This window comes from Stenotrophomonas sp. LGBM10, assembly GCF_046736075.1.
Taxonomy (GTDB): domain Bacteria; phylum Pseudomonadota; class Gammaproteobacteria; order Xanthomonadales; family Xanthomonadaceae; genus Stenotrophomonas.
Map to the genome: position 1 here is coordinate 2,669,330 of NZ_CP177163.1, position 19,248 is coordinate 2,688,577.

The window sequence follows — 19,248 nt, forward strand, 5'->3', positions numbered from 1 at the left end:
CGTGTAGTCGGACGATCCATCCTGGGAGGGAGATCACGATGTTGCATGACCGCCGTACGGCCTCGCCACGAGGCCTTCGCCACACCGCGCTGCATGGCGCACTGCTTTACGCCCTGTGCGCCACCGCGGCCCTGCCGCTGGCCCACGCACAGGATGCCGATGCCCCGGCAACGCCGCCGGCGCAGGCCACCACCCTGGACCAGGTCCAGGTGACCGGTATCCGCGGCACGATCCAGACCTCGATCGACAAGAAGCGCGAGGAGACCGTGGTCTCCGACGTGCTGGCCGCCGACGACATCGGCGACCTGCCCGCGCTGTCGATCGGCGAGGCCATCGAAACCATCACCGGCGCTTCCACCCACCGCGAGAAGGGCGGCGCGTCGGAGATCTCGATCCGCGGGCTGGGGCCGTTCCTCGGCTCGTCCACCTTCAATGGCCGCGAGGCGACCAACGGCAGCGGCGACCGCTCGGTGAACTTCAACCAGTTCCCGTCCGAGCTGATCAACACCGTGGCCATCTACAAGACCCAGCGCGCCGACTTCGTCGAAGGCGGCGTGGCCGGTACGGTCAACATGGAAACGGTCAAACCGCTGGAGTACGGCAAGCGCAACATCCAGCTGGATGGCCGCGGCACGTGGCAGGAGTACGACGACCGGCTCAAGGACAAGGACGGTGTGGGCTGGCGCGGCACGGCCAGCTACATCGACCAGTTCGACATGGGCGCGGCCGGCAAGCTCGGCATATCCATCGGCGTGCAGGCGCTGGAAGGCAGCAACCCGGAAGAAATGCTCTCCAGCAGCTCCACCTGGGTGGCCTGCGACGGCCGCGAAGTGGTGGGCGCCACCCGCAACTGCACCCAGGTCAACGGCAACCAGGTGGCCAACGGCGTGCCGTACTACCTGGTGCCCAGCAGCCGCATCTACCGCCAGTTCATCGAGCACGACAAGCGCGACTCGCAGTTCGCCGCGCTGCAGTGGCGGCCCAACGATGCGGTCGAGGTGAACCTGGATTACCAGTTCTCCAAGCGCGACTACACCGAAGACCGCTCGGACCTGTCGCTGTCCTCGATGATGCGCAACCTCAACAACCGCGTGGTCAGCGACGACGGCGCGCTGCTCCACCACACCGGCAGCACCACGGTGGATTCCACCGGCAACTTCCTGGAGCGCAAAGAGGAGTACACCGGCGGCGGCCTCAACGTGATCTTCCGGCCGACCCCGGCGTGGACGCTCTCCACCGACCTGTCCTACTCCAACACGCGCCGCGACCAGATCGAACGCTCCACGCGCCTGCGCGCCGGCCGTACCGACGTCAACGGCAAGCCGGTGGGTGGCATCAAGAACACGCGTTATGTCGACTACACCTACGACTACAGCGGCGATGTGCCGAGCATCACCCTGGACCCGGCGTTCGATGTGAACAACCCGGACAACTTCACCGACTCGGCCCTGGTGCGCCGCCGCCAGCAGCATCGCGAGCACACCATCCGCGCCGGCCGCTTCGATGCCGCGTTCACGCCGGAAAGCGGCTTCTTCACCGCCATCAAGGGTGGCCTGCGCCGGTCCGAGGCGACCTACACCGACTACACCGACACGGTGGATCTGACCACCACCAATGTTGCCGCGATCCGCGCCGCGAACCTGGCCTGCCGCCAGGACTTCCCGCAGGACGACTTCCTGGCCAATGCCAGCGGCAACACCATCGACCGCTGGGCCAGCTTCGACAGCCGCTGCCTGTTCAAGGCCTTCACCGGCCAGGACGACACCGGCCTGAGCGCCGACCTGCGCAACCCGGCCAACAACGATGTGACCGAGAAAACCAGCGCGCTGTACCTGATGGGCGACTACAGTGCCGAGTGGTTCGGCCTGCCGGTCACCGGCAACATCGGCGTGCGCGGCGTACGCACCGAGGTGCGTTCGGTCGGGCTGCGCAGCGGCCTGGACGTGGTCAACAACGCCGACGGCACCGTGACCCTGCAGCCCACCGGCGATTTCACCTCGCAGGTGCTCAAGTCCAGCAACACCGAATGGCTGCCCAGCTTCAATGCCGCCTTCGAACTGCACCCGGATCTGCTGCTGCGCGTGGGCGCCTACCGGGCGATGTCGCGCCCGGACCTGGCTGCCGAAGGCTTCGGCCGCACCTTCAACCTGGGCGAGGTGGATGCCGAGTTCAGCAGCGTCGCCGACGCGCTGCGCAGCATCACCGCCACCGGCAACCCGCGGGCCAAGCCGCTGATGTCGTGGAATGCCGACGTCTCGCTGGAGTGGTACGCCAACGCGGACACGATGGTGTCCACGGCGCTGTACTACAAGCAGTTCAACGGCGGCTCGATGCCGGTGATCGTTGATGAGACCTTCGACATCGACGGCCAGAGCGTGACCGTGCCGGTGGAACAGTTGGCCACCAGCGACCAGAAGAGCGACCTGTTCGGCGTGGAGTTCACCGCCTCGCACAGCTTCTCCTACCTGCCGGGCATCTTCTCCGGGCTGGGTGTGAAGGCCAGCTACAACTACGCCGATTCCAACTTCAAGACCGAAGACCTGCGCCTGGGCGAGTCCACCAACCCCGCCACCGGCGTGGTCACCCCGGGCATCGTCGAGCCGGCCAACATCTTCGGCCTGTCCAAGCATGTGGCGTCGGCGCAGGTCTACTGGGGCCTGGGCAAGCTGGACCTGCAGGCGATCTACAAGTACCGCTCGGACTATTACCAGCAGTTCGTCGGCGATCCGTCGCAGAACCGCTACGTGCGGGACAATGGCTCGCTGGACTTCCGCGCCACCTACAAGGTGAACAAGCACCTGTCGGTATCGCTGTCGGCCAGCAACCTCACCGACGAGCCGCGGGTGTCGGATATGCCCATCCTCGGCAGCTTCCGCGAGTACACCACCTACGGGCGGCGCTATTATCTGGGGGTGCGCTACCGCTTCTGAGGTCAGTGGCGCGGTTCCAGGACCGCGCCGCTCTCTGAGGGCGCGGCCCGCGTGTCGGTCCCCAGCCACCTGTCAGCCAGGCCTTTGATGATGTCCGAACCCCGTCTGTACCAGTCCATTGCCGCCGAAATCGTCGCGCTGATCGAGAAAGGCGAATTCCCGCCGGGCTCGCGCCTGCCCGGCGAACGCGACCTGGCCGAACGCCTCGGCGTCAGCCGGGTGACGGTGCGCGAGGCGGAAATCGCGCTGGAAGCGCAGGGGCTGATCACCATCAAGACCGGCTCGGGCGTGTATGTGAAGGCCCGCCCGTCACAGGCACCCGGCGCGTTGCCGGATGTCTCGGCCTTCGACCTCACCGCCGCCCGCGCGGTGATCGAGGCCGAAGCGGCGGCGATGGCGGCCAGCCGCATCACCGATGACGAACTGCAGGATCTGGCCGGCCTGATCGCGGCGATGGTCGACCCGGCCTCGGGCGAAGCCGCTGCCAGCGAGGCAGATCGCCAGTTCCACCTGTCCATCGCCCGCATCGCCGGCAACCCGGTGGTGGAGCACTGCGTGCAGTTGATCTGGCGGATGCGCAACGAGCTGCCGCGCGTGAAGCAGGTGTATGCCAACGTCTGCCACAACGACGACGACACCCGCGACGAAGAACACACCGCCATCCTCGACGCCCTGCGCCAGCGCGACCCGGCCGCGGCCCGGCTGGCCATGCGTAACCACTTCCAGCGCCTGTTCGAATCGATGCTGGAAGCCACCGAGAACGAAGCGCTCGCCGAGATCCGCCGGCGCACCCAGCAGGACCGCGAACGCTTCATGGCCGCCACCGGGCTGTAAGCCCGGCAAGGGGCGGAGGGCTTATTCGCCCTGGTACTGCTTTTCCTCGACCAGCTGCGAGCCGGCGATGCGGTTGATCTCGTTCTTTACTTTGACGCGTTCGCCGTTGGTGCCGTAAACACCGCGCGCGAGCTGGATGAACACCGCATCGAAGTCCTGGGCCGCTTCCTTGTCGCGGAGCTGGTCCTGGATGTCCCACATACGGGCATTGATCACTTTCAGCTCGGACTTCAGCGCCTCCAGGCCCGGCTGCGCGGCCAGCAGTTCCTGCCACAGCGGCAACAGACCCTCCAGTTCCAGGCGCACGTTGGCGTTCTTGGCGGCATCGGTGATGCGCTCGGCCTTGATTTCCAGGATGGTGATCTTGTCGATCAGTTCGCCAATCGACACCGGGGTCAGGATCGCGTCCACGTGATTACTCGCAGCAGGTCGGAGCGGCCATGATAGCGCGCGCCCCTCGCGCCATCCCGAAACGCAGGATTTACAGCGATTTTGCGCCGATCCCGCCGGCCTGCCATAGCGGCTTTACGGCCGTCCCGGGAACACTGCACGCCTCGACGGCGCCGCCGTCCCTGGAGTGGAAACGTGGTGGTTGAACAACGGAAAGGGCGCCTGGTGCGCCGCTGCAGTGGCCTGCTGATGGGCCTGGCGATGAGTGGTGCGGCGGCGGCCGCAGTGGAAGGCAATGCCAGCCTGACCTCGGACTACGTCTGGCGTGGCAGTTCGCAGAGCGATGGCGATCCGGCCGTGCAGGCCGGCGTGAAGCTGACCAGTGCGCGTGGCTGGTATGCCTCGGCATGGGGCTCGGGCGTGTCGTTCCAGCCCGACAACGGCGCACGCAGCGAGTTCGACCTGGTGGCCGGGTGGAGCGGAGCGGTGGCGACCGACTGGGCCGTGGACGTCAACCTGACCCGCTACCTGTACCCGTCGGCCAACGTGGACCTGGACTGGACCGAGCTCAACGGCACGCTGACCTGGCAGCAGCGCTACTGGCTGCAGGTGGGCGTATCGGACAACGCATTGGCCGGCGGCCACGGTGGCACCTACGCCCAGTTGGGCGCACGCCTGCCGCTGGGCGAGGCCTGGCGGCTCGAAGGCGCAATCGGCCACTACTGGCTCGACAGCGCACAGAGCGATGACTACCTGCATGGCCAGCTCAGCGCCGTCTGGCGCGTCCACGGCCCGTGGGAGCTGCGCCTGACCGCGCACGACACCGACCGCACCGCCAAACGCCTGTTCCCCGGCAACGCCGGCTCCCGCGTCGAGTTCGCACTGCAGACCACCTTCTAACGCCAACAGGTAGAGCCGACCGTTGGTCGGCTGCTCTCCTCCCCGGTAGAGCCGACCGTTGGTCGGCTGCTCCCCCCGGGCGCTACCCGCGCCCGCGGGCCATCGCCCACACCGCCATCGCGACCGCCGCCACACCGGCACCGGTCACGCACACGCCGGTCCACCCGTATGCGCCGTACACCTGCGCCGACACCAGCGAGCCAAGCGAACCGCCGATGAAGTACCCGGTCATGTAGCCCGCGTTGAGCCGGTTGCGGGCCTCCGGTCGCAGCGCGAACACCACGTTCTGGTTGCTCACGTGCAGCAGCTGCGCCGCCAGGTCCAGCACCAGCACGCCCACTACCAGCGCCACCAGCGACTGCGTCGAGAAGCCCAGCGGCAGCCACGATGCGGCCAGCAGCACCAGCGCCAGCGTCGTCGCCAGGGCCGCCTTGCCGCGGTCCGCCATCCGGCCTGCGACGCCTGCCGCCAGCGTACCTGCCGCGCCCACCAGCCCGAACAGCCCGATCGTCGCATCGCTGTAGTGGTACGGCGCACCCGCCAGCAGGAAGGCCAGCGGCGTCCAGAACATCGCGAACATCGCAAAGCTCAGTGCCCCCAGCAGCGTGCGCAGGCGGAACACCGGCTCCTCCACGAACAACGTCCCGATCGACCGCAGCAAGGCGCCGTAGCCCAGGCCCGCGTGCTGGTGGAAGCGCGGCAGCACGCGATACAGCACCCACGTGGTGAGGACCAGCGTGCCCGCCGCCATCCAGTACACCCAGCGCCAGTCGCCCAGCGAGGACAACGCACCGGCCACCGTGCGCGCCAGCAGAATGCCCAGCAGCAGCCCGCTCATCACTGTGCCCACCACCCGGCCGCGTTCTTCCGGCCGTGCCAGCGTTGCGGCAAACGGCACCAGCACCTGCGCCACCACCGAGAACAGGCCGGTGATCGCCGTGCCCACCACCAGCCAGGCGAACGAATGGCTCAGCGCGCTCACCACCAGCCCGGCCGCCGACAGCAGCGACATCACCACGATCAGCCGCCGCCGCTCGAACATGTCGCCCAACGGCACCAGCAGCACCACGCCAACGCCGTAGCTCAGCTGCGCTGCCGTCACCAGCATCCCGGCGCGTCCGAAGGACACCCCGAACTCTCCGGCGATGGTGTGCAGCAGCGGCTGGGCGTAGTAATTGCTGGCCACCGCCACGCCCGTGGCAAAGGCCATCAGCAGCACCTGCCAGCGGCTCAAGGGGGTGTGGACATCGGCGGTCATGCGGCTTCCAGACTTCAGGGGGACGCCAGTGTCCGCCTCTCCGCGTGATGATGGAAATGAATAGTTATCATCCAATGCATCTGAAAATAAGATGGGTAAGGGAGATGCCGGCGTGAACCTCAAACAGCTCGAGTTCTGCGTGGCCCTGGCCGAAGAACGCAACTTCACCCGCGCCGCCGCGCGCTGCCACGTGGTGCAGTCCGCGCTGAGCCACCAGATCGCCCACCTCGAGGAAGAGCTGCAGGCCACCCTGTTCGAACGCCTGCCGCGCCAGGTGCGGGTTACTCCGGCCGGCGAGGTCCTGCTTACCCACGCCCGGCAGGTGCTCGACGCGCTGCGCCACCTGCGCGAAGACGTCGCCGCCGTGGCCGGGCAGGTGCGTGGCACGCTCACCATCGGCCAGATCACCTCGCTCACCGCCGTGGACCTCGTCGCCTGCCTGGCGGCATTCCATACGCGCTACCCGCAGGTGGAATTCCGCCTGCGCATGGACAAGAGCGAAGTGCTGATGGAAGACGTGCGCGAACGTCGCGTCGATGTCGCCCTGGTGGGCCTGTCGCCGGGCACCGCCATCGACGGCGCGTGCCATCGCCTGCTTGCCGAAGAATCGATGGTGGCCGTACTGCCACCCGCGCACCCGTTGGCCAGCCGCAGACGGCTGTCGCTGGCTGCGCTGGCCGAGCTGCCGCTGGTGGATTTCCAGTACGGCAGCGGCGCGCGCCGGCAGACCGACGAAGCCTTCGCCGCGGCCGGGTTGCCGCATCGGGTGCCGTTCGAGATCAACCACATGTCGCTGATCGAGCGCTTCGTGCAGCAGGGGCTGGCAGTGGGCATCGTGCCCGGGCAGATCGCCGCCGGCTTCACCGGCGTGGCCTGTGTGGCCATCCAGGACGCGCCGGTGCGGCGTGTGCATGCGGTGTGGTCGAAAGTGCCCACGCCGGCAGCGCGGGCCTTCATGGACGAACTGCTGCAGCACGTGGCCCCGCAGGCGGAGCCACGTACCGGCGTGGGGCTCAGGCGCCGCGCACGCGCAGGGTCAGGCCCTTGAGGAAGTTGCGCAGCAGCTGGTCGCCGCAGGCGCGGTAGTTCTTGTGGTCCGGCTGGCGGAACAGTGCCGACAGCTCCGGCTTGGACACCGGGAAGCCGGCCTGCTGGAAGATCTCGTGCATGTCCACGTCCTTCAGCTGGAAGGCCACGCGCAGCTTCTTCAGCACCAGATTGTTGGTGATGCGCTTCTCCACCGGGCGCAGCGGCTGGCTCTCGTCGCGGCCACGGAAGTGCACGATCAGCCCGTCCAGGAAGTGCGCCAGGGTGCGGTCGTCGCAGGCCACGAAGCCTTCTTCGTCTTCCTTGCGCAGCCAACCGGCCACGTCGGCCTTGTCGACCACGAAGGCCGGGTCGGCGAGGGCACAGGTGTCGGCGATCATGCCGTCGCTGAGGTCGAGCATGTAGCGGATGCTGCGCAGTACATCGTTGTTGATCATGTGACGTCCAATACCGCCGGCGCGGCTGCGCGGCTGGCCGCCATTTTACCCCGTGTCCGCCTCAGCGCCCGGCGCGACCGCCGTCGCTGTCATCTGGCTGCCATGAAAGTGAAGCACAGTGCCGCCATCGAGCACGTCCAGGCAGTGGAGCAGGCAATGCGCAGGTGGCAGGTGATGGCGGGTGTGGGGATGCTGTGGCTGGCCGGAACGGCCACCGCCCAAGCCCCGTATGTGGCGATTGAGGCGCGCGTGGACCCGCAGGAGCTGGCCCAGGTGGGGCTCAGCCCGGCCCAGCTGCAGGCCCTGAACCGCCTGCTGCGCGAGGCCGACGCGCGCACCCCGGCCGCGCCGGTGGCGGCCGCCCCGATGACCGCCCCGGGCGTTCCGGCCCCGGGTGCGATGTTCCCCGGCCTGGACGACGGCCCCATCAGGGCCAAGGTCACCGGCCAGGTGGACGGCTGGGCGCCCGGCACCGTGTTCACCCTGGACAACGGCCAGCAGTGGCAGGTGCTCAAGGGCGAAATGACGCTCAAGGCCAGCCGCAGCAACCCCGACATCGTGGTGGTGCCCGGCATCGCCGGGCGCTGGTTCCTGCAGGTGGACGAAGACCTGCCCAAGGCACGCGTGTTCCGCATCCGCTGATCGGTGCGAAAATGCGGGGGATTCCCACGGAGTACCCCGATGACCCGTACCGCTCTGATTACCGGCGCCACTTCCGGCTTTGGCGCTGCCGCCGTCCATCGTTTCGCCCAGGCCGGCTGGCGCGTCATCGCCACCGGACGCCGTGCTGAACGGCTGCAGCCGCTGGTCGACGCCTACGGTCCCGAGCGTGTACATGCCGCCGTCTTCGACGTGCGCGACTCCGCCGCGATGGAGGCCGCGCTGGCCGCCCTGCCGGCGGACTTCGCCGCCATCGACCTGCTGGTCAACAACGCCGGCCTGGCGCAGGGCACCGCCCCGGCACAGAGCGCCTCGCTGGACGACTGGCGCACCATGATCGACACCAACGTCACCGCCCTGGTCACCCTGACCCACCGCCTGCTGCCGCAGCTGGTGGCGCGCAAGGGCGCGATCATCAACATCAGCTCGGTGGCGGGCGTGTACCCGTACCCCGGCGGCAACGCGTACGGCGGCACCAAGGCGTTCGTCAGCCAGTTCTCGCTGGGCCTGCGGTCGGACCTGCACGGCACCGGCGTGCGCGTGACCACCATCGAACCGGGCATGGCCGAAACCGAGTTCACCCTGGTGCGCACCCACGGCAACCAGGCCGCCTCGGACACCCTCTACACCGGTGCCAACCCGATGACGGCCGACGACATCGCCGAGCAGATCCTGTGGGTCGCCAACCTGCCGGCGCACCTCAACATCAACCGGCTCGAAGTGATGCCGGTCAGCCAGTCGTTCGCCGGCTTCCAGGTCGCCCGCGACTGAGGCCGGCCGCCCACTACGCGCCGCCCCGGTAGAGCCGACCGTTGGTCGGCTGCTCTCCACGCCGTGCACGCGCTGCGTCCGACAAACGCCGCGCTTCGCGCGGGAGCCGACCAACGGTCGGCTCTACCCGCACCGCCGCAACAATTCCCGGTAGAGCCGACCGTTGGTCGGCTGCTCTCCGTGCCGCCCACGCGCGACGTCCGACAATCACCGCGCTTCGCGCGTAAGCCGACCAACGGTCGGCTCTACCCGTGGGGTGGCAATGATTGCCTCTACCCGCACCGTCGCAACGATCCCCGGTAGAGCCGACCGTTGGTCGGCTGCTCTCCGTGCCGCACACGCGCTGCGTCCGACAATGACCGCGCTTCGCGCGGCAAGCCGACCAACGGTCGGCTCTACCCGTGGCGTGGCAATGATTGCCTCTACCCGCACCGCCGCAACGATCCCCGGTAGAGCCGACCGTTGGTCGGCTGCTCTCCATGCCGTGCACGCGCTGCGTCCGACAATCACCGCGCTTCGCGCGGGAGCCGACCAACGGTCGGCTCTACCCGTGGCGTGGCAATGATCGCCTCCCGCACCGCCGCAACAATCCCCGGTAGAGCCGACCGTTGGTCGGCTGCTCTCCGTGCCGCCCGCGCGCTGCGTCCGACAAGCGCCGCGCTTCGCGCGGCAAGCCGACCAACGGTCGGCTCTACCCGTGACGTGGCAACGGTCGGCCGTACCCGTGGCGTGGCAATGATTGCCTCTACCCGCACCGCCGCGACGATCCCCGGTAGAGCCGACCGTTGGTCGGCTGCTCTCCATGCCGCCCGCGCGCTGCGTCCGGCAATCACCGCGCTTCGCGCGTAAGCCGACCAACGGTCGGCTCTACCCGTGGCGTGGCACTGATTGCCTCTACCCGTGGCGTGGCAACGGTCGGCTCTACCCGTGACGTGGCAACGGTCGGCTCTACCCGTGGCGGGCTGGCGTCATGCTGCGGTCCACACCGCCAGCTCGTAGCCGTCCGGGTCGCGGAAATGGAAGCGTCGCCCGCCGGGGAAGGCGAAGACCGGCTTGCAGATAATCGCGCCGACCGCTTCCAGGCGCTGCTGGGTGGCGGCCAGATCGTCGGCGTACAGGATCACCAGCGGGCCGCCGGGCTGTACCGGTTCGCCGGTGGTGAAGCCCCCACACAGGCGCCCATCATTGAACTCGGTGTAGCCCGGGCCGTAGTCGGTGAACGTCCAGCCGAACACCGTGCCGTAGAACGCCTTGCTGCGGGCGATGTCGCCGACGTTGAATTCGATGTTGTCGATGCGGCGATCGTTGCCGTGTGCAGTGCTCATGGAGGTTCTCGTGGTGAAGGAAGGGACAGCATCGCCGGTCATGGCGTACCGGTCTTGAACAAAACGGCCAGTCAGTCGCGCCACTGCGCACACAGCGCGGCTGCTCCGATTCCGGTCAGGGCGCGTACCTCCCGGCTCAGGTGCGACTGATCGGCGTAGCCGCCGTCCAACGCCAGGGCCGCCAACCCATCGCGTGGCCGCGCGCGTGCCAGGGCCAGCAGCCGCTGCAGGCGCAGGATGCGCTCGAGCATCTTCGGGCCGTAGCCGAACTGCTCGTGGCACAGCCGGCGCAGGCTGCGCGTGCTCAGCTGCAGTGACGTCGCCAGCGCGGACAGATCCATCCCACCGCCACGCATCTGCGCGAACACCGCCGCCGCCGCGGCATGGGGAGAGGGCGCAGTGCGCGGCAGCTGCATCAGCTCCCGCGCGAACAGGTGCTGGCGCGCAGCCGCATTGCCCACCGCATTCAACCGTGCCGCCATCCGCCGTGCCCGTGCGCCCAGCAGGGCGTCCAGTTCCACCGCGGTACCCACGATCTCCGACATCGGCAGCCCCAGCCAGGCGCGTGCGGCGCCCGGCTGGAAGCGGGCGCCCAGGACCTGCGCACCGGGCGCCAACTGCGGGTGGGCGGCCACCACATCGGGCCCCACCACGTACAGCCGGCCATCGCGCCACAGGAGGTCCACGCAGCCGTCGGGCAGCACCGCCACTTCGCCGCTGTGGCCCACCGGCAGGTCGCTGCGCCACAGCTGCCCGAAACAGCCCTGCAGCGCTGCAGGTGCCGCCCATTCGCGGTAGCGACCGGTCGCCCCGGCAACGCCGGGACGGTCATCAGAATCAGGGCGGGAAGACATCCGTGGACGATAGCGCATCACCCGGTTGCCGCTGGCGGGAGCGGGGGATGAAAACAAAAAAAAGCGCCGGCCAATCGGCCAGCGCTCGGGGGGGGATCTGCGCGCCGACAGGCGCGCGGCTACTGCGCCTTGATCGCCATCGCCTGCAGCCCGGTGCCGTCCAGCTTCTGCTTGGCTTCGGCCAGCTCGCCGGCGCTGCCGTACGGCCCCATGCGCACGCGGTACACGGTCTTGCCGTTGATCTGCGCCGATTCCACCCGTGCGGCCAATCCGATCATCGCCAGCTTGGCCTTGGTCGCCTCGGCATCGCCGGAGGCCCCGAACGCGCCCGCCTGCAGGATGTAGCGCACGTTGCTGTTGGCCGGCTCGGCGGCGGCGGTGGCCGGGGCGGTGGCCGCCGGCTTCGGTGCCGCCGGGGTCGTGGCCGCCACCTGTGCGGGCGCGGTGGCCGGCGCGGTGCTGGCCGCCGGGCGCTCGCTCACCGGTGCCGGCAACGGCGCCGGGCTGGTCGTGGCCGGTGCCGGGGTGGCCACCACGGCCGACGCCGCAGGCGTTGCCGTCGCGGTCGCCGGAGCGGCCGGCACCGGACGGCCTTCCAGCGCCGCCTGCGCGCGCTGCGCCTCGGCCTTCGCACGGCGCTGGTCTTCGGCGCGTGCGCTGGCGGCCAGCTCCGCATCGGACATTTCCACTTCCTTGCCGGGCAGCAGGGTGTAGAAGTCGTACTGCGTGGCCGCCGGCTTGGCCGGTTCGGCAGGCTTGGCCGCACCCGGCTTGGGCAGTTCGGTGCCCACGTCGGTCTCGGCGTCACTCACCGGCGCCGGCTGCGCCGCCGGGTTCGGCTGCGGGCCTACCCGCAGGAAGCCGTCGCCGTCGCTTTTGAACAGGTTCGGTGCCGCCAGGAACACCACGGCCGCAATCGCCACACCGGCAACCAGCCACACCCATCCCGGCGTGCCCTGGTTGCTGTTGCGTCGTGCCTGGCTCTTGCCGCGTCGTGCTGCCATTTACTGCTTCTCCACTGCTTACATTTTTTCCGGGGCGGAAACGCCCAGGATGTTCAGACCATTGGCCAGGACCTGGCGTGCCGCGCAGGCCAGGGTGAGCTTGGCATTGCGCTCGGCATCGTCGGCCACCAGTACCTGCGTGCCGTGATACCACGTGTGGAACGCGTGCGCCAATTCACGCAGATACTGCGCGATCAAGTGCGGTTCCAAGGCCAGACCGGCTGCTTCCACCACTTCCGGGAAGCGCGACATTTCGATCATCAGCCACAGCGACGCGTCGTCGTTGAGCGAGGCCAACCCGGCCAGCCCTTCGCTCGCCGTGTAGGACAGGCCCTTCTCCTGCGCCTGGCGCAGCAGGCTGCACACGCGGGCATGCGCGTACTGCACGTAGAACACCGGGTTGTCGTTGCTCTGCTGGCGCGCCAGGTCGATATCGAAGGTCAGCTGCGAATCGGGCTTGCGCGCGATCAGGAACCAGCGCGTCGCATCGCGGCCGGCTTCCTCGATCAGGTCGCGCAGGGTCAGGTAGCTGCCGGCACGCTTGGACAGCTTCACTTCCTCACCGCCGCGCATCACCGTCACCATCTGGTGCAGCACGTACTCCGGCCAGCCCTTGGGAATGCCCACGTCCAACGCCTGCAGGCCAGCGCGCACGCGCGCCAGCGAACCGTGGTGGTCGGCCCCCAGCTCGGTGATCGCGCGCTCGTAGCCGCGCTGCCACTTGCTCAGGTGGTACGCCACGTCCGGCAGGAAGTAGGTGTAGGTGCCGTCGGACTTGCGCATCACGCGGTCCTTGTCGTCACCGAAGTCGGTGGAGCGCAGCCACAGCGCGCCGCCTTCCTCATAGGTATGGCCGGCGGCATTGAGCTGGGCCACGGTCTCTTCGACCTTGCCATCCTTGTACAGCGAGCTTTCCAGGAAGTAGATGTCGAAATCCACCCCGAACGCGGCCAGGTCCTGGTTCTGCTCGTTGCGCAGGTAGGCCACCGCGAAGCGGCGGATCGCATCCAGGTTGTCGGGGTCGCGCTCGCCCACCACCGAATGGCCTTCCAGTTCCACCGTGGCGCCGGCCAGGTAGGCCTTGGCCACGTCTTCGATGTAGTCGCCGCGGTAGCCCGCTTCCGGCCAGCCGGCGTCATCGGGCTTGAGGCCCTTGGCGCGCGCCTGGGTCGACAGTGCGAGGTTCTCGATCTGCACGCCGGCGTCGTTGTAGTAGAACTCGCGCTTGGCGTTCCAGCCGTTCACTTCCAGCAGGCGGGCCAGGCAGTCGCCGATCGCCGCCGCGCGGCCGTGGCCCACATGCAGCGGGCCGGTCGGGTTGGCCGACACATACTCCACGCCCACGGTGCGGCCATTGCCGCTCAGGTTGTGGCCGTAGTCGGCCCCTTCCTTCAGCACGCCGGCCGCTTCGCGCTGGTAGGCGCTGGGGGCGAGGTGGAAATTGATGAAGCCCGGGCCGGCGATCTCAACGCGGGCCACGTCGGCGCTCTTGGGCAGCGCATCGAGCAGTGCCTGGGCCAGGGCGCGCGGGTTGCTGCGCGCCGGCTTGGCCAGCAGCATCGCGGCATTGGTGGCGAAATCGCCGTGCTCACGGGTCTTCGGGCGTTCCACCACGAATTCCGGGGTCAGGGTATCGGCCGGCAAAGTGCCGTTGGCGCGCAAGGCTTCGATGCCTTGGCTGATCAGGGCGCGGAGGAGATTTTTCACAAGGCCTGCTTTGAGACTGGAGCGGCGGAATCGGTAATTTTAGCCCAGAAGCCGCCCCGATCCGTTGAACCGGGGCAGAGCGGGGCGGGGAACGGCCCCGCAACCGCTTCCACTGCCAGGCAGGGCGGCCCGGCAGCCCGGTCTGTTCAGCCCTCCCTGCGCCGGCCCGTCGTGATCCAGCCGCGCTCGGCCATCGACACCGGCGGACCGTCCCCCACCACCACGTGGTCCAGCAGCCGCACCCCCACCAGGCCCAGCGCCTGCTGCAGCTCGGCGGTGATCAGCTGGTCGGCCGCGGAGGGCTCGGAATGGCCGGACGGGTGGTTGTGGGCCACGATCACTGCCGCTGCGTTGTGCAGCAGGGCACGGCGGAGCACTTCACGCGGGTAGACGGCTGCCGCATCGATGGTGCCCGAGAACAGCTCTTCATAAGCCACCGTCCGGTTGCGCGTGTCGAGGAACAGGACGGCGAACACTTCATGCGGGCGTGCGCGCAGCCGCTGCTGGAAGTAGCGCCCCGCCGAGTTCGGGTCGCACACGCTGTCACCCCGTTCGAGCTGGGCCAGCAGATGGCGGCTTGCCAGCTCCAGCGCGGCGATCAGCTTGCAGGCACTGGCCGGGCCGAGGGCCGGCAGCTTCTTGAGCGTGTTCGCATCCATGTCCATCAGCCGCCGCAATGGGCCATGTACATCCAGCAGCAGGCGGGCGCTTTCAACAGCGTTCGAGCCCTTGGGGCCTTTGCCGATGAACAGTGCCAGGAGCTCGGAATCCGACAGCGCTCCCGGGCCGCGTGCCAGCAGCTTTTCACGGGGCCGATCCTCTTCGAGCCAGTCTTTGATTGCCATGTGGGCAGTGTCTGCCCGAACACGAGGGGAGCCCATAAGCGGCGGCCCCGCTCTGGCGTAGGAAATGCCGACCATCACGTCGGTGGCCTTTTCGCTCATGACCAAAAACACCCCCTTCATGCCCCTGGGGCATGAGCCTCCCACACCCCATCGGGTAAGCTAAACGCCTCGGTTCGACAGGAAATTCGCAGGTGGCTGACTCCCCCCAGGCTTCTTCGGCGTCCGCGCGCCCGCTGGAAGGCCAGAAGCTGTTGTTGTGCGTGGGTGGCGGCATTGCTGCCTACAAGTCGCTTGAGTTGGTGAGACGCCTTCGCGATGCCGGGGCCCTGGTGCAGGTGGCGATGACCGCCGGTGCCCAGCAGTTCGTGACGCCGCTGAGCTTCCAGGCGCTGTCCGGCCAGCCCACCCGCACCACCCTGTGGGACAGTGCGGCCGAGCAGGCGATGGGCCACATCGAGCTGGCCCGCTGGGCCGACCGTGTCGTGGTCGCCCCGGCCACCGCCGACCTGCTGGCGCGGCTGGCGCACGGCCATGCCGATGATCTGGTCACCACGCTGTGCTTGGCCACCACCGCACCGCTCACGGTGTGCCCGGCGATGAACCACCGCATGTGGCTGCACCCGGCCACGCAGGCCAACATCGGCCTGCTGCGCGAGCGCGGCGCCCAGGTGATCGGCCCGGAAGATGGCCCGCTGGCCGAAGGCGAATCCGGCCCGGGCCGGCTGAGCGAGCCGCACGCCATCGTGGCCGCGCTGGCGCAGCTGCAGGCGCCTGCCGCAGCCCACGCGGAAACAGCCGAATTGAAGGGCCTGCGCGTGCTGATCAGCGCCGGCCCCACCTATGAAGACCTGGACCCGGTGCGCTACGTGGGCAACCGCAGCAGCGGCAAGATGGGCTATGCGCTCGCCGCCGCCGCCGCCCGCCTCGGCGCGCAGGTGGTGCTGGTCAGCGGCCCGGTGCACCTGGCCACACCGCCGGGCGTGCAGCGCGTGGACGTACGCTCGGCCGCGCAGATGCGCGCCGCCGTGCTGGGCGCGCTGCCGGCCGACATCTACATCGGTGCGGCGGCGGTGTCCGATTACACGCCGCGCCAGGTGGCCCCGCAGAAACTGAAGAAGACCGCCGGTACCCAGACGTTGACGCTGGAGCTGGTGCGCACGCCGGACATCCTGGCCGAGGTGGCCGCGCAGACCAACTCGCTCAAGCTGGTGGTCGGCTTTGCCGCCGAAACCCACGATGTGGAGAAGTACGCGCGCGGCAAGCTGGTGGACAAGCGCCTGGACCTGGTGATCGCCAACCAGGTGGGCATCAGCAACGGCGGCTTCGAAAGCGATGAAAACGCGGCCACCGCGTACTGGCAGGGCGGGGAGCAGGCATTCCCCGGTACCTCCAAGGCCCGCCTGGCCGAACAACTGTTGTCCCTGATTGCCCAGAGGTTGCACGCATGACCATCGATTCCCCCCTGCAGCCGCTGCAGGTGAAGCTGCTCGACCCGCGCTTCGGCGATACCTGGCCGCTGCCGGCCTATGCCACCGAACACAGCGCCGGGCTGGATCTGCGTGCGGCGCTGGAAACCGAACTGACGCTGCAGCCCGGCGACACGGCGCTGATTCCCAGCGGCATCGCCATCCACATCGCCGACCCGAACCTGGCCGCCGTGGTGCTGCCGCGCTCCGGGCTGGGCCACCGCCACGGCATCGTGCTGGGCAACGGCACCGGGCTGATCGATGCCGACTACCAGGGCCCGCTGTTGATCAGCGCCTGGAACCGGGGGCGCGAGGCCTTCACCCTGCAGCCGGGTGATCGCATCGCGCAGCTGGTGGTGCTGCCGATTGCACGCGTGGGCCTGCAGGTAGTGGATACTTTCAGCGACAGCGCCAGGGGAACGGGTGGATTCGGCCATACCGGGGTGCGCTGACAGGGGAAAGCATCCATGAGCAAGGCGAAGGCGGAAGGACAGTCACCGTTGGCGATCGGACGCTCGGCGCCGCTGCTGGCCGGTGCGCTGGTGCTGCTGGCGATCTGGTTCGGTTACACCGGTGTGCGGCAGTGGCGGCAGGCCTCGGCGGGCGAGACGCTGGAGGCATCGCGCGACGCCATCGTGCAGGGCCTGCAGACGGCACTGACCACGCAGGCGGCGCAGCTGCAGAAGGTGCTCAAGAGCGAACGTGTGGTGGCGGCCCTGGCCAGCGGCGATGCCGATGCCAGCGCGGTGGCCATCCGCGAAGGCTGGCCGGGCGTGGAAGAGGTGCAGGTGCTGGGCGCCGGCCTGGACGCGGCCTATGCCGACCCGAAGGCCTTTGGCTACTCGCGCCTGGCCCTGCTTGAGGCGGCCCTCGCCGATGAAGGTGGCAAGACCGTGCTGCGCGTGGTGCGCGATGCCGGCGGCCAACGGCTGGGCCTGGCCAGCACGGTCACGCTGGGCCCGCAGGGGCCGGCGGTGGTGTACGTGCGCCAGCCGCTGCTGCGCCTGACCAGTGCCTTCGACGCCGTGCAGGTGCCGTCGACCGGCTACCTGGCGTTGCGCCAGGGAACGTTCAACGTGGTGGAGCAGGGGGCCGGCGAGATGGCCGGCGGTGCCGAAGGGTTGGCACGGCCGATCGGCACCAGCGGCTTCCGCCTGGCGGCCGCCGTGCCGGATGTGGATCCGGGCCCGATGGGCCTTGGCCCGATCCCGAGCGGGGTGGTGGCGCTGCTGCTGCTGGTGATGGCCGCCCTGGTGCTGCTCGGCAAGGGCAAGGTGCCGTTGCCGCGTCGACGCGCTGCCGGCGCCGACGAGCAGGGCGATGGTCCCACGCTGCGCGAGAGCCTGGAGCAGGCGCCGCTCGTGCCCGCTGCGGGCACCGAAGCGACGCCGCCGCCGGTGCCGCAGGTGCCGGCCGAGGACATCGCCGCCGATATTTTCCGCGCCTATGACATCCGTGGCGTGGTCGGCCGCGACCTGACCCCGAAGGTGGCCGCGCTGATCGGCCAGGCGATCGGTTCGGTGCTGCAGGTGCAGGGGCTGCGCGAGATCGTGGTCGGCCGCGATGGCCGCCTGTCCGGCCCGGACCTGACCGCCGGGCTGATCGAAGGCCTGCGCCGCGCCGGCTGCGATGTCATCGACATCGGTCTGGCGCCCACGCCGGTGGTGTACTTCGCCAGCTATCACCTGCGTGCCGGCAGCTGCGTGGCGGTCACCGGCAGCCACAACCCGCCGGACTACAACGGGTTCAAGATCGTGGTGGGCGGCGAAACGCTGTCCGGCGATGCCATCACCGAGCTGTACCAGCGCATCCGCGACGGCCAGCTGCACGTGGCCGCCGAGCCGGGCAGCTTCCAGACCCGCGAGGTCAACGCCGACTACATCCAGCGCATCGCCGACGATGTGCAGCTGGACCGCCCGCTCAAGGTGGTGGCCGATGCCGGCAACGGCGTGGCCGGTGAACTGGCCCAGCCGCTGCTGGAGGCGGTGGGTGCGGAGGTCATTCCGCTGTACTGCGATGTGGACGGCACCTTCCCGAATCATCATCCCGATCCGAGCGATCCACGCAATCTGGACGACCTGATCCAGACCGTGAAGCGCTTCGACGCGGACATCGGCCTGGCCTTCGACGGCGATGGCGACCGCCTGGGCGTGGTCACCCGCGAGGGAAAGATCATCTACGCGGATCGTCTGCTGATGCTGTTCGCCGCCGATGTGCTGATGCGCAATCCGGGTGCGCTGGTCATCTACGATGTGAAGTGCAGCGGCAAGCTGTCCGACTACGTGCTGCGCAACGGCGGCAGCCCGCTGATGTGGAAGACCGGCCATTCGCTGATGAAGGCCAAGATGCGTGAGACCGACGCCGAACTGGCCGGCGAGATGAGCGGCCACTTCTTCTTCAAGGAACGCTGGTTCGGCTTCGACGACGGCCTGTATGCCGCCGCGCGCCTGCTGGAGATCCTGGCCCAGCGCGATGAATCGCCGTCGGAGGTGTTCGAGGAACTGCCCGACAGCGTGTCCACGCCGGAGCTGAAGGTGCCGGTGGAATCGGGCACGCCGCATGCGCTGGTGTCGCTGTTCGTGTCGGCCGCGCAGGGCGACGAGTCGCCGTTCTTCGGTGCGCGCCTGTCGACCATCGATGGCCTGCGCGCGGACTTCCCGGACGGGTGGGGCCTGGTGCGCGCGTCCAACACCACGCCGGTGCTGGTGCTGCGCTTCGAGGCCGACGACGAAGCGGCACTGGAGCGGATCAAGGCCTTGTTCCGCGCCCAGCTGCAGCCGCTGCTGCCCGGTGTGGAGCTGGGTTTCTGATAGGTAGTGC

The 19,248-nt window shown here is 68.8% G+C and carries 17 protein-coding genes; 9 read left to right on the forward strand and 8 right to left on the reverse strand.

Going from position 1 to position 19,248, the window contains the following annotated elements:
• Positions 1 to 38 precede the first annotated feature (38 nt).
• On the forward strand, positions 39 to 2,930 hold the full coding sequence (locus ACLB90_RS11370) for a TonB-dependent receptor (RefSeq protein ID WP_411849604.1): 2,892 nt from the start codon (positions 39 to 41) through the stop codon (positions 2,928 to 2,930).
• 90 nt (positions 2,931 to 3,020) lie between these two features.
• Positions 3,021 to 3,764 carry a FadR/GntR family transcriptional regulator gene (locus ACLB90_RS11375; RefSeq protein ID WP_411849605.1) on the forward strand — a complete coding sequence of 248 codons (744 nt, stop codon included), beginning with the start codon at positions 3,021 to 3,023 and terminating at the stop codon, positions 3,762 to 3,764.
• Between the two features lie 21 nt (positions 3,765 to 3,785).
• Here the strand turns inward: ACLB90_RS11375 and ACLB90_RS11380 are convergent, their stop codons facing one another.
• Entirely contained in the window at positions 3,786 to 4,175 is a 390-nt protein-coding gene (locus ACLB90_RS11380) for a DUF6165 family protein (RefSeq protein WP_136006794.1), read from the reverse strand.
• Positions 4,176 to 4,403: 228 nt separating this feature from the next.
• Between ACLB90_RS11380 and ACLB90_RS11385 the strand changes: the two genes are divergently transcribed.
• A complete protein-coding gene (locus tag ACLB90_RS11385) occupies positions 4,404 to 5,054 on the forward strand; it encodes a TorF family putative porin (RefSeq protein WP_411852745.1) in 651 nt (216 codons plus the stop codon).
• Positions 5,055 to 5,136: 82 nt separating this feature from the next.
• Here ACLB90_RS11385 and ACLB90_RS11390 read toward each other — a convergent pair whose 3' ends face one another.
• Positions 5,137 to 6,312, reverse strand: a complete 1,176-nt coding sequence (locus tag ACLB90_RS11390) for an MFS transporter (RefSeq protein ID WP_411849606.1) — start codon at positions 6,310 to 6,312, stop codon at positions 5,137 to 5,139.
• Positions 6,313 to 6,403: 91 nt separating this feature from the next.
• Between ACLB90_RS11390 and ACLB90_RS11395 the strand changes: the two genes are divergently transcribed.
• Positions 6,404 to 7,360: a LysR substrate-binding domain-containing protein gene (locus ACLB90_RS11395; RefSeq protein WP_411849607.1), complete on the forward strand. Its 957-nt coding sequence runs from the start codon at positions 6,404 to 6,406 to the stop codon at positions 7,358 to 7,360.
• Here the strand turns inward: ACLB90_RS11395 and ACLB90_RS11400 are convergent.
• Complete coding sequence (locus ACLB90_RS11400) at positions 7,326 to 7,796, reverse strand: DUF1456 family protein (RefSeq protein ID WP_411849608.1); 471 nt, start codon at positions 7,794 to 7,796, stop codon at positions 7,326 to 7,328. The genes ACLB90_RS11395 and ACLB90_RS11400 overlap by 35 nt on opposite strands.
• A 102-nt stretch (positions 7,797 to 7,898) precedes the next feature.
• On the opposite strand from ACLB90_RS11400, the gene ACLB90_RS11405 reads away from it, so the two are divergent.
• A complete protein-coding gene (locus ACLB90_RS11405; protein WP_411849609.1) occupies positions 7,899 to 8,438 on the forward strand; it encodes a hypothetical protein in 540 nt (179 codons plus the stop codon).
• Between the two features lie 39 nt (positions 8,439 to 8,477).
• A complete protein-coding gene (locus tag ACLB90_RS11410) occupies positions 8,478 to 9,227 on the forward strand; it encodes an SDR family NAD(P)-dependent oxidoreductase (protein WP_411849610.1) in 750 nt (249 codons plus the stop codon).
• A 968-nt stretch (positions 9,228 to 10,195) separates the two neighbouring features.
• On the opposite strand, the gene ACLB90_RS11415 is transcribed toward ACLB90_RS11410, so the two are convergent.
• From ACLB90_RS11415 to radC, 5 genes are all read right to left on the reverse strand, one after another.
• A complete protein-coding gene (locus ACLB90_RS11415; protein ID WP_411849611.1) occupies positions 10,196 to 10,552 on the reverse strand; it encodes a VOC family protein in 357 nt (118 codons plus the stop codon).
• 71 nt (positions 10,553 to 10,623) lie between these two features.
• Positions 10,624 to 11,406: a helix-turn-helix domain-containing protein gene (locus tag ACLB90_RS11420; protein ID WP_411849612.1), complete on the reverse strand. Its 783-nt coding sequence runs from the start codon at positions 11,404 to 11,406 to the stop codon at positions 10,624 to 10,626.
• A gap of 119 nt (positions 11,407 to 11,525) precedes the next feature.
• A complete protein-coding gene (locus ACLB90_RS11425) occupies positions 11,526 to 12,410 on the reverse strand; it encodes an SPOR domain-containing protein (RefSeq protein WP_411849613.1) in 885 nt (294 codons plus the stop codon).
• 18 nt (positions 12,411 to 12,428) lie between these two features.
• Entirely contained in the window at positions 12,429 to 14,117 is a 1,689-nt protein-coding gene (gene argS / locus ACLB90_RS11430; protein ID WP_411849614.1) for an arginine--tRNA ligase, read from the reverse strand.
• A 146-nt stretch (positions 14,118 to 14,263) separates the two neighbouring features.
• The gene (gene radC / locus ACLB90_RS11435) at positions 14,264 to 14,962 is read right to left on the reverse strand and encodes a RadC family protein (protein WP_411852746.1); all 699 of its coding nucleotides are present in this window, start codon (positions 14,960 to 14,962) and stop codon (positions 14,264 to 14,266) included.
• A gap of 191 nt (positions 14,963 to 15,153) precedes the next feature.
• Between radC and coaBC the strand changes: the two genes are divergently transcribed.
• Genes coaBC through ACLB90_RS11450 form a run of 3 tightly spaced genes read left to right on the forward strand, consistent with a single transcriptional unit; the run spans position 15,154 to position 19,238 of the window.
• Positions 15,154 to 16,410 (forward strand): bifunctional phosphopantothenoylcysteine decarboxylase/phosphopantothenate--cysteine ligase CoaBC, encoded by a 1,257-nt coding sequence (coaBC, locus tag ACLB90_RS11440; RefSeq protein WP_411849615.1) that lies wholly within the window; start codon positions 15,154 to 15,156, stop codon positions 16,408 to 16,410.
• On the forward strand, positions 16,407 to 16,880 hold the full coding sequence (gene dut / locus ACLB90_RS11445; RefSeq protein ID WP_411849616.1) for a dUTP diphosphatase: 474 nt from the start codon (positions 16,407 to 16,409) through the stop codon (positions 16,878 to 16,880). Before coaBC ends, dut begins: the two co-directional genes overlap by 4 nt.
• Before the next feature lie 15 nt (positions 16,881 to 16,895).
• Positions 16,896 to 19,238: a phosphomannomutase/phosphoglucomutase gene (locus tag ACLB90_RS11450; protein ID WP_411849617.1), complete on the forward strand. Its 2,343-nt coding sequence runs from the start codon at positions 16,896 to 16,898 to the stop codon at positions 19,236 to 19,238.
• The last annotated feature ends 10 nt before the right edge of the window (positions 19,239 to 19,248 follow it).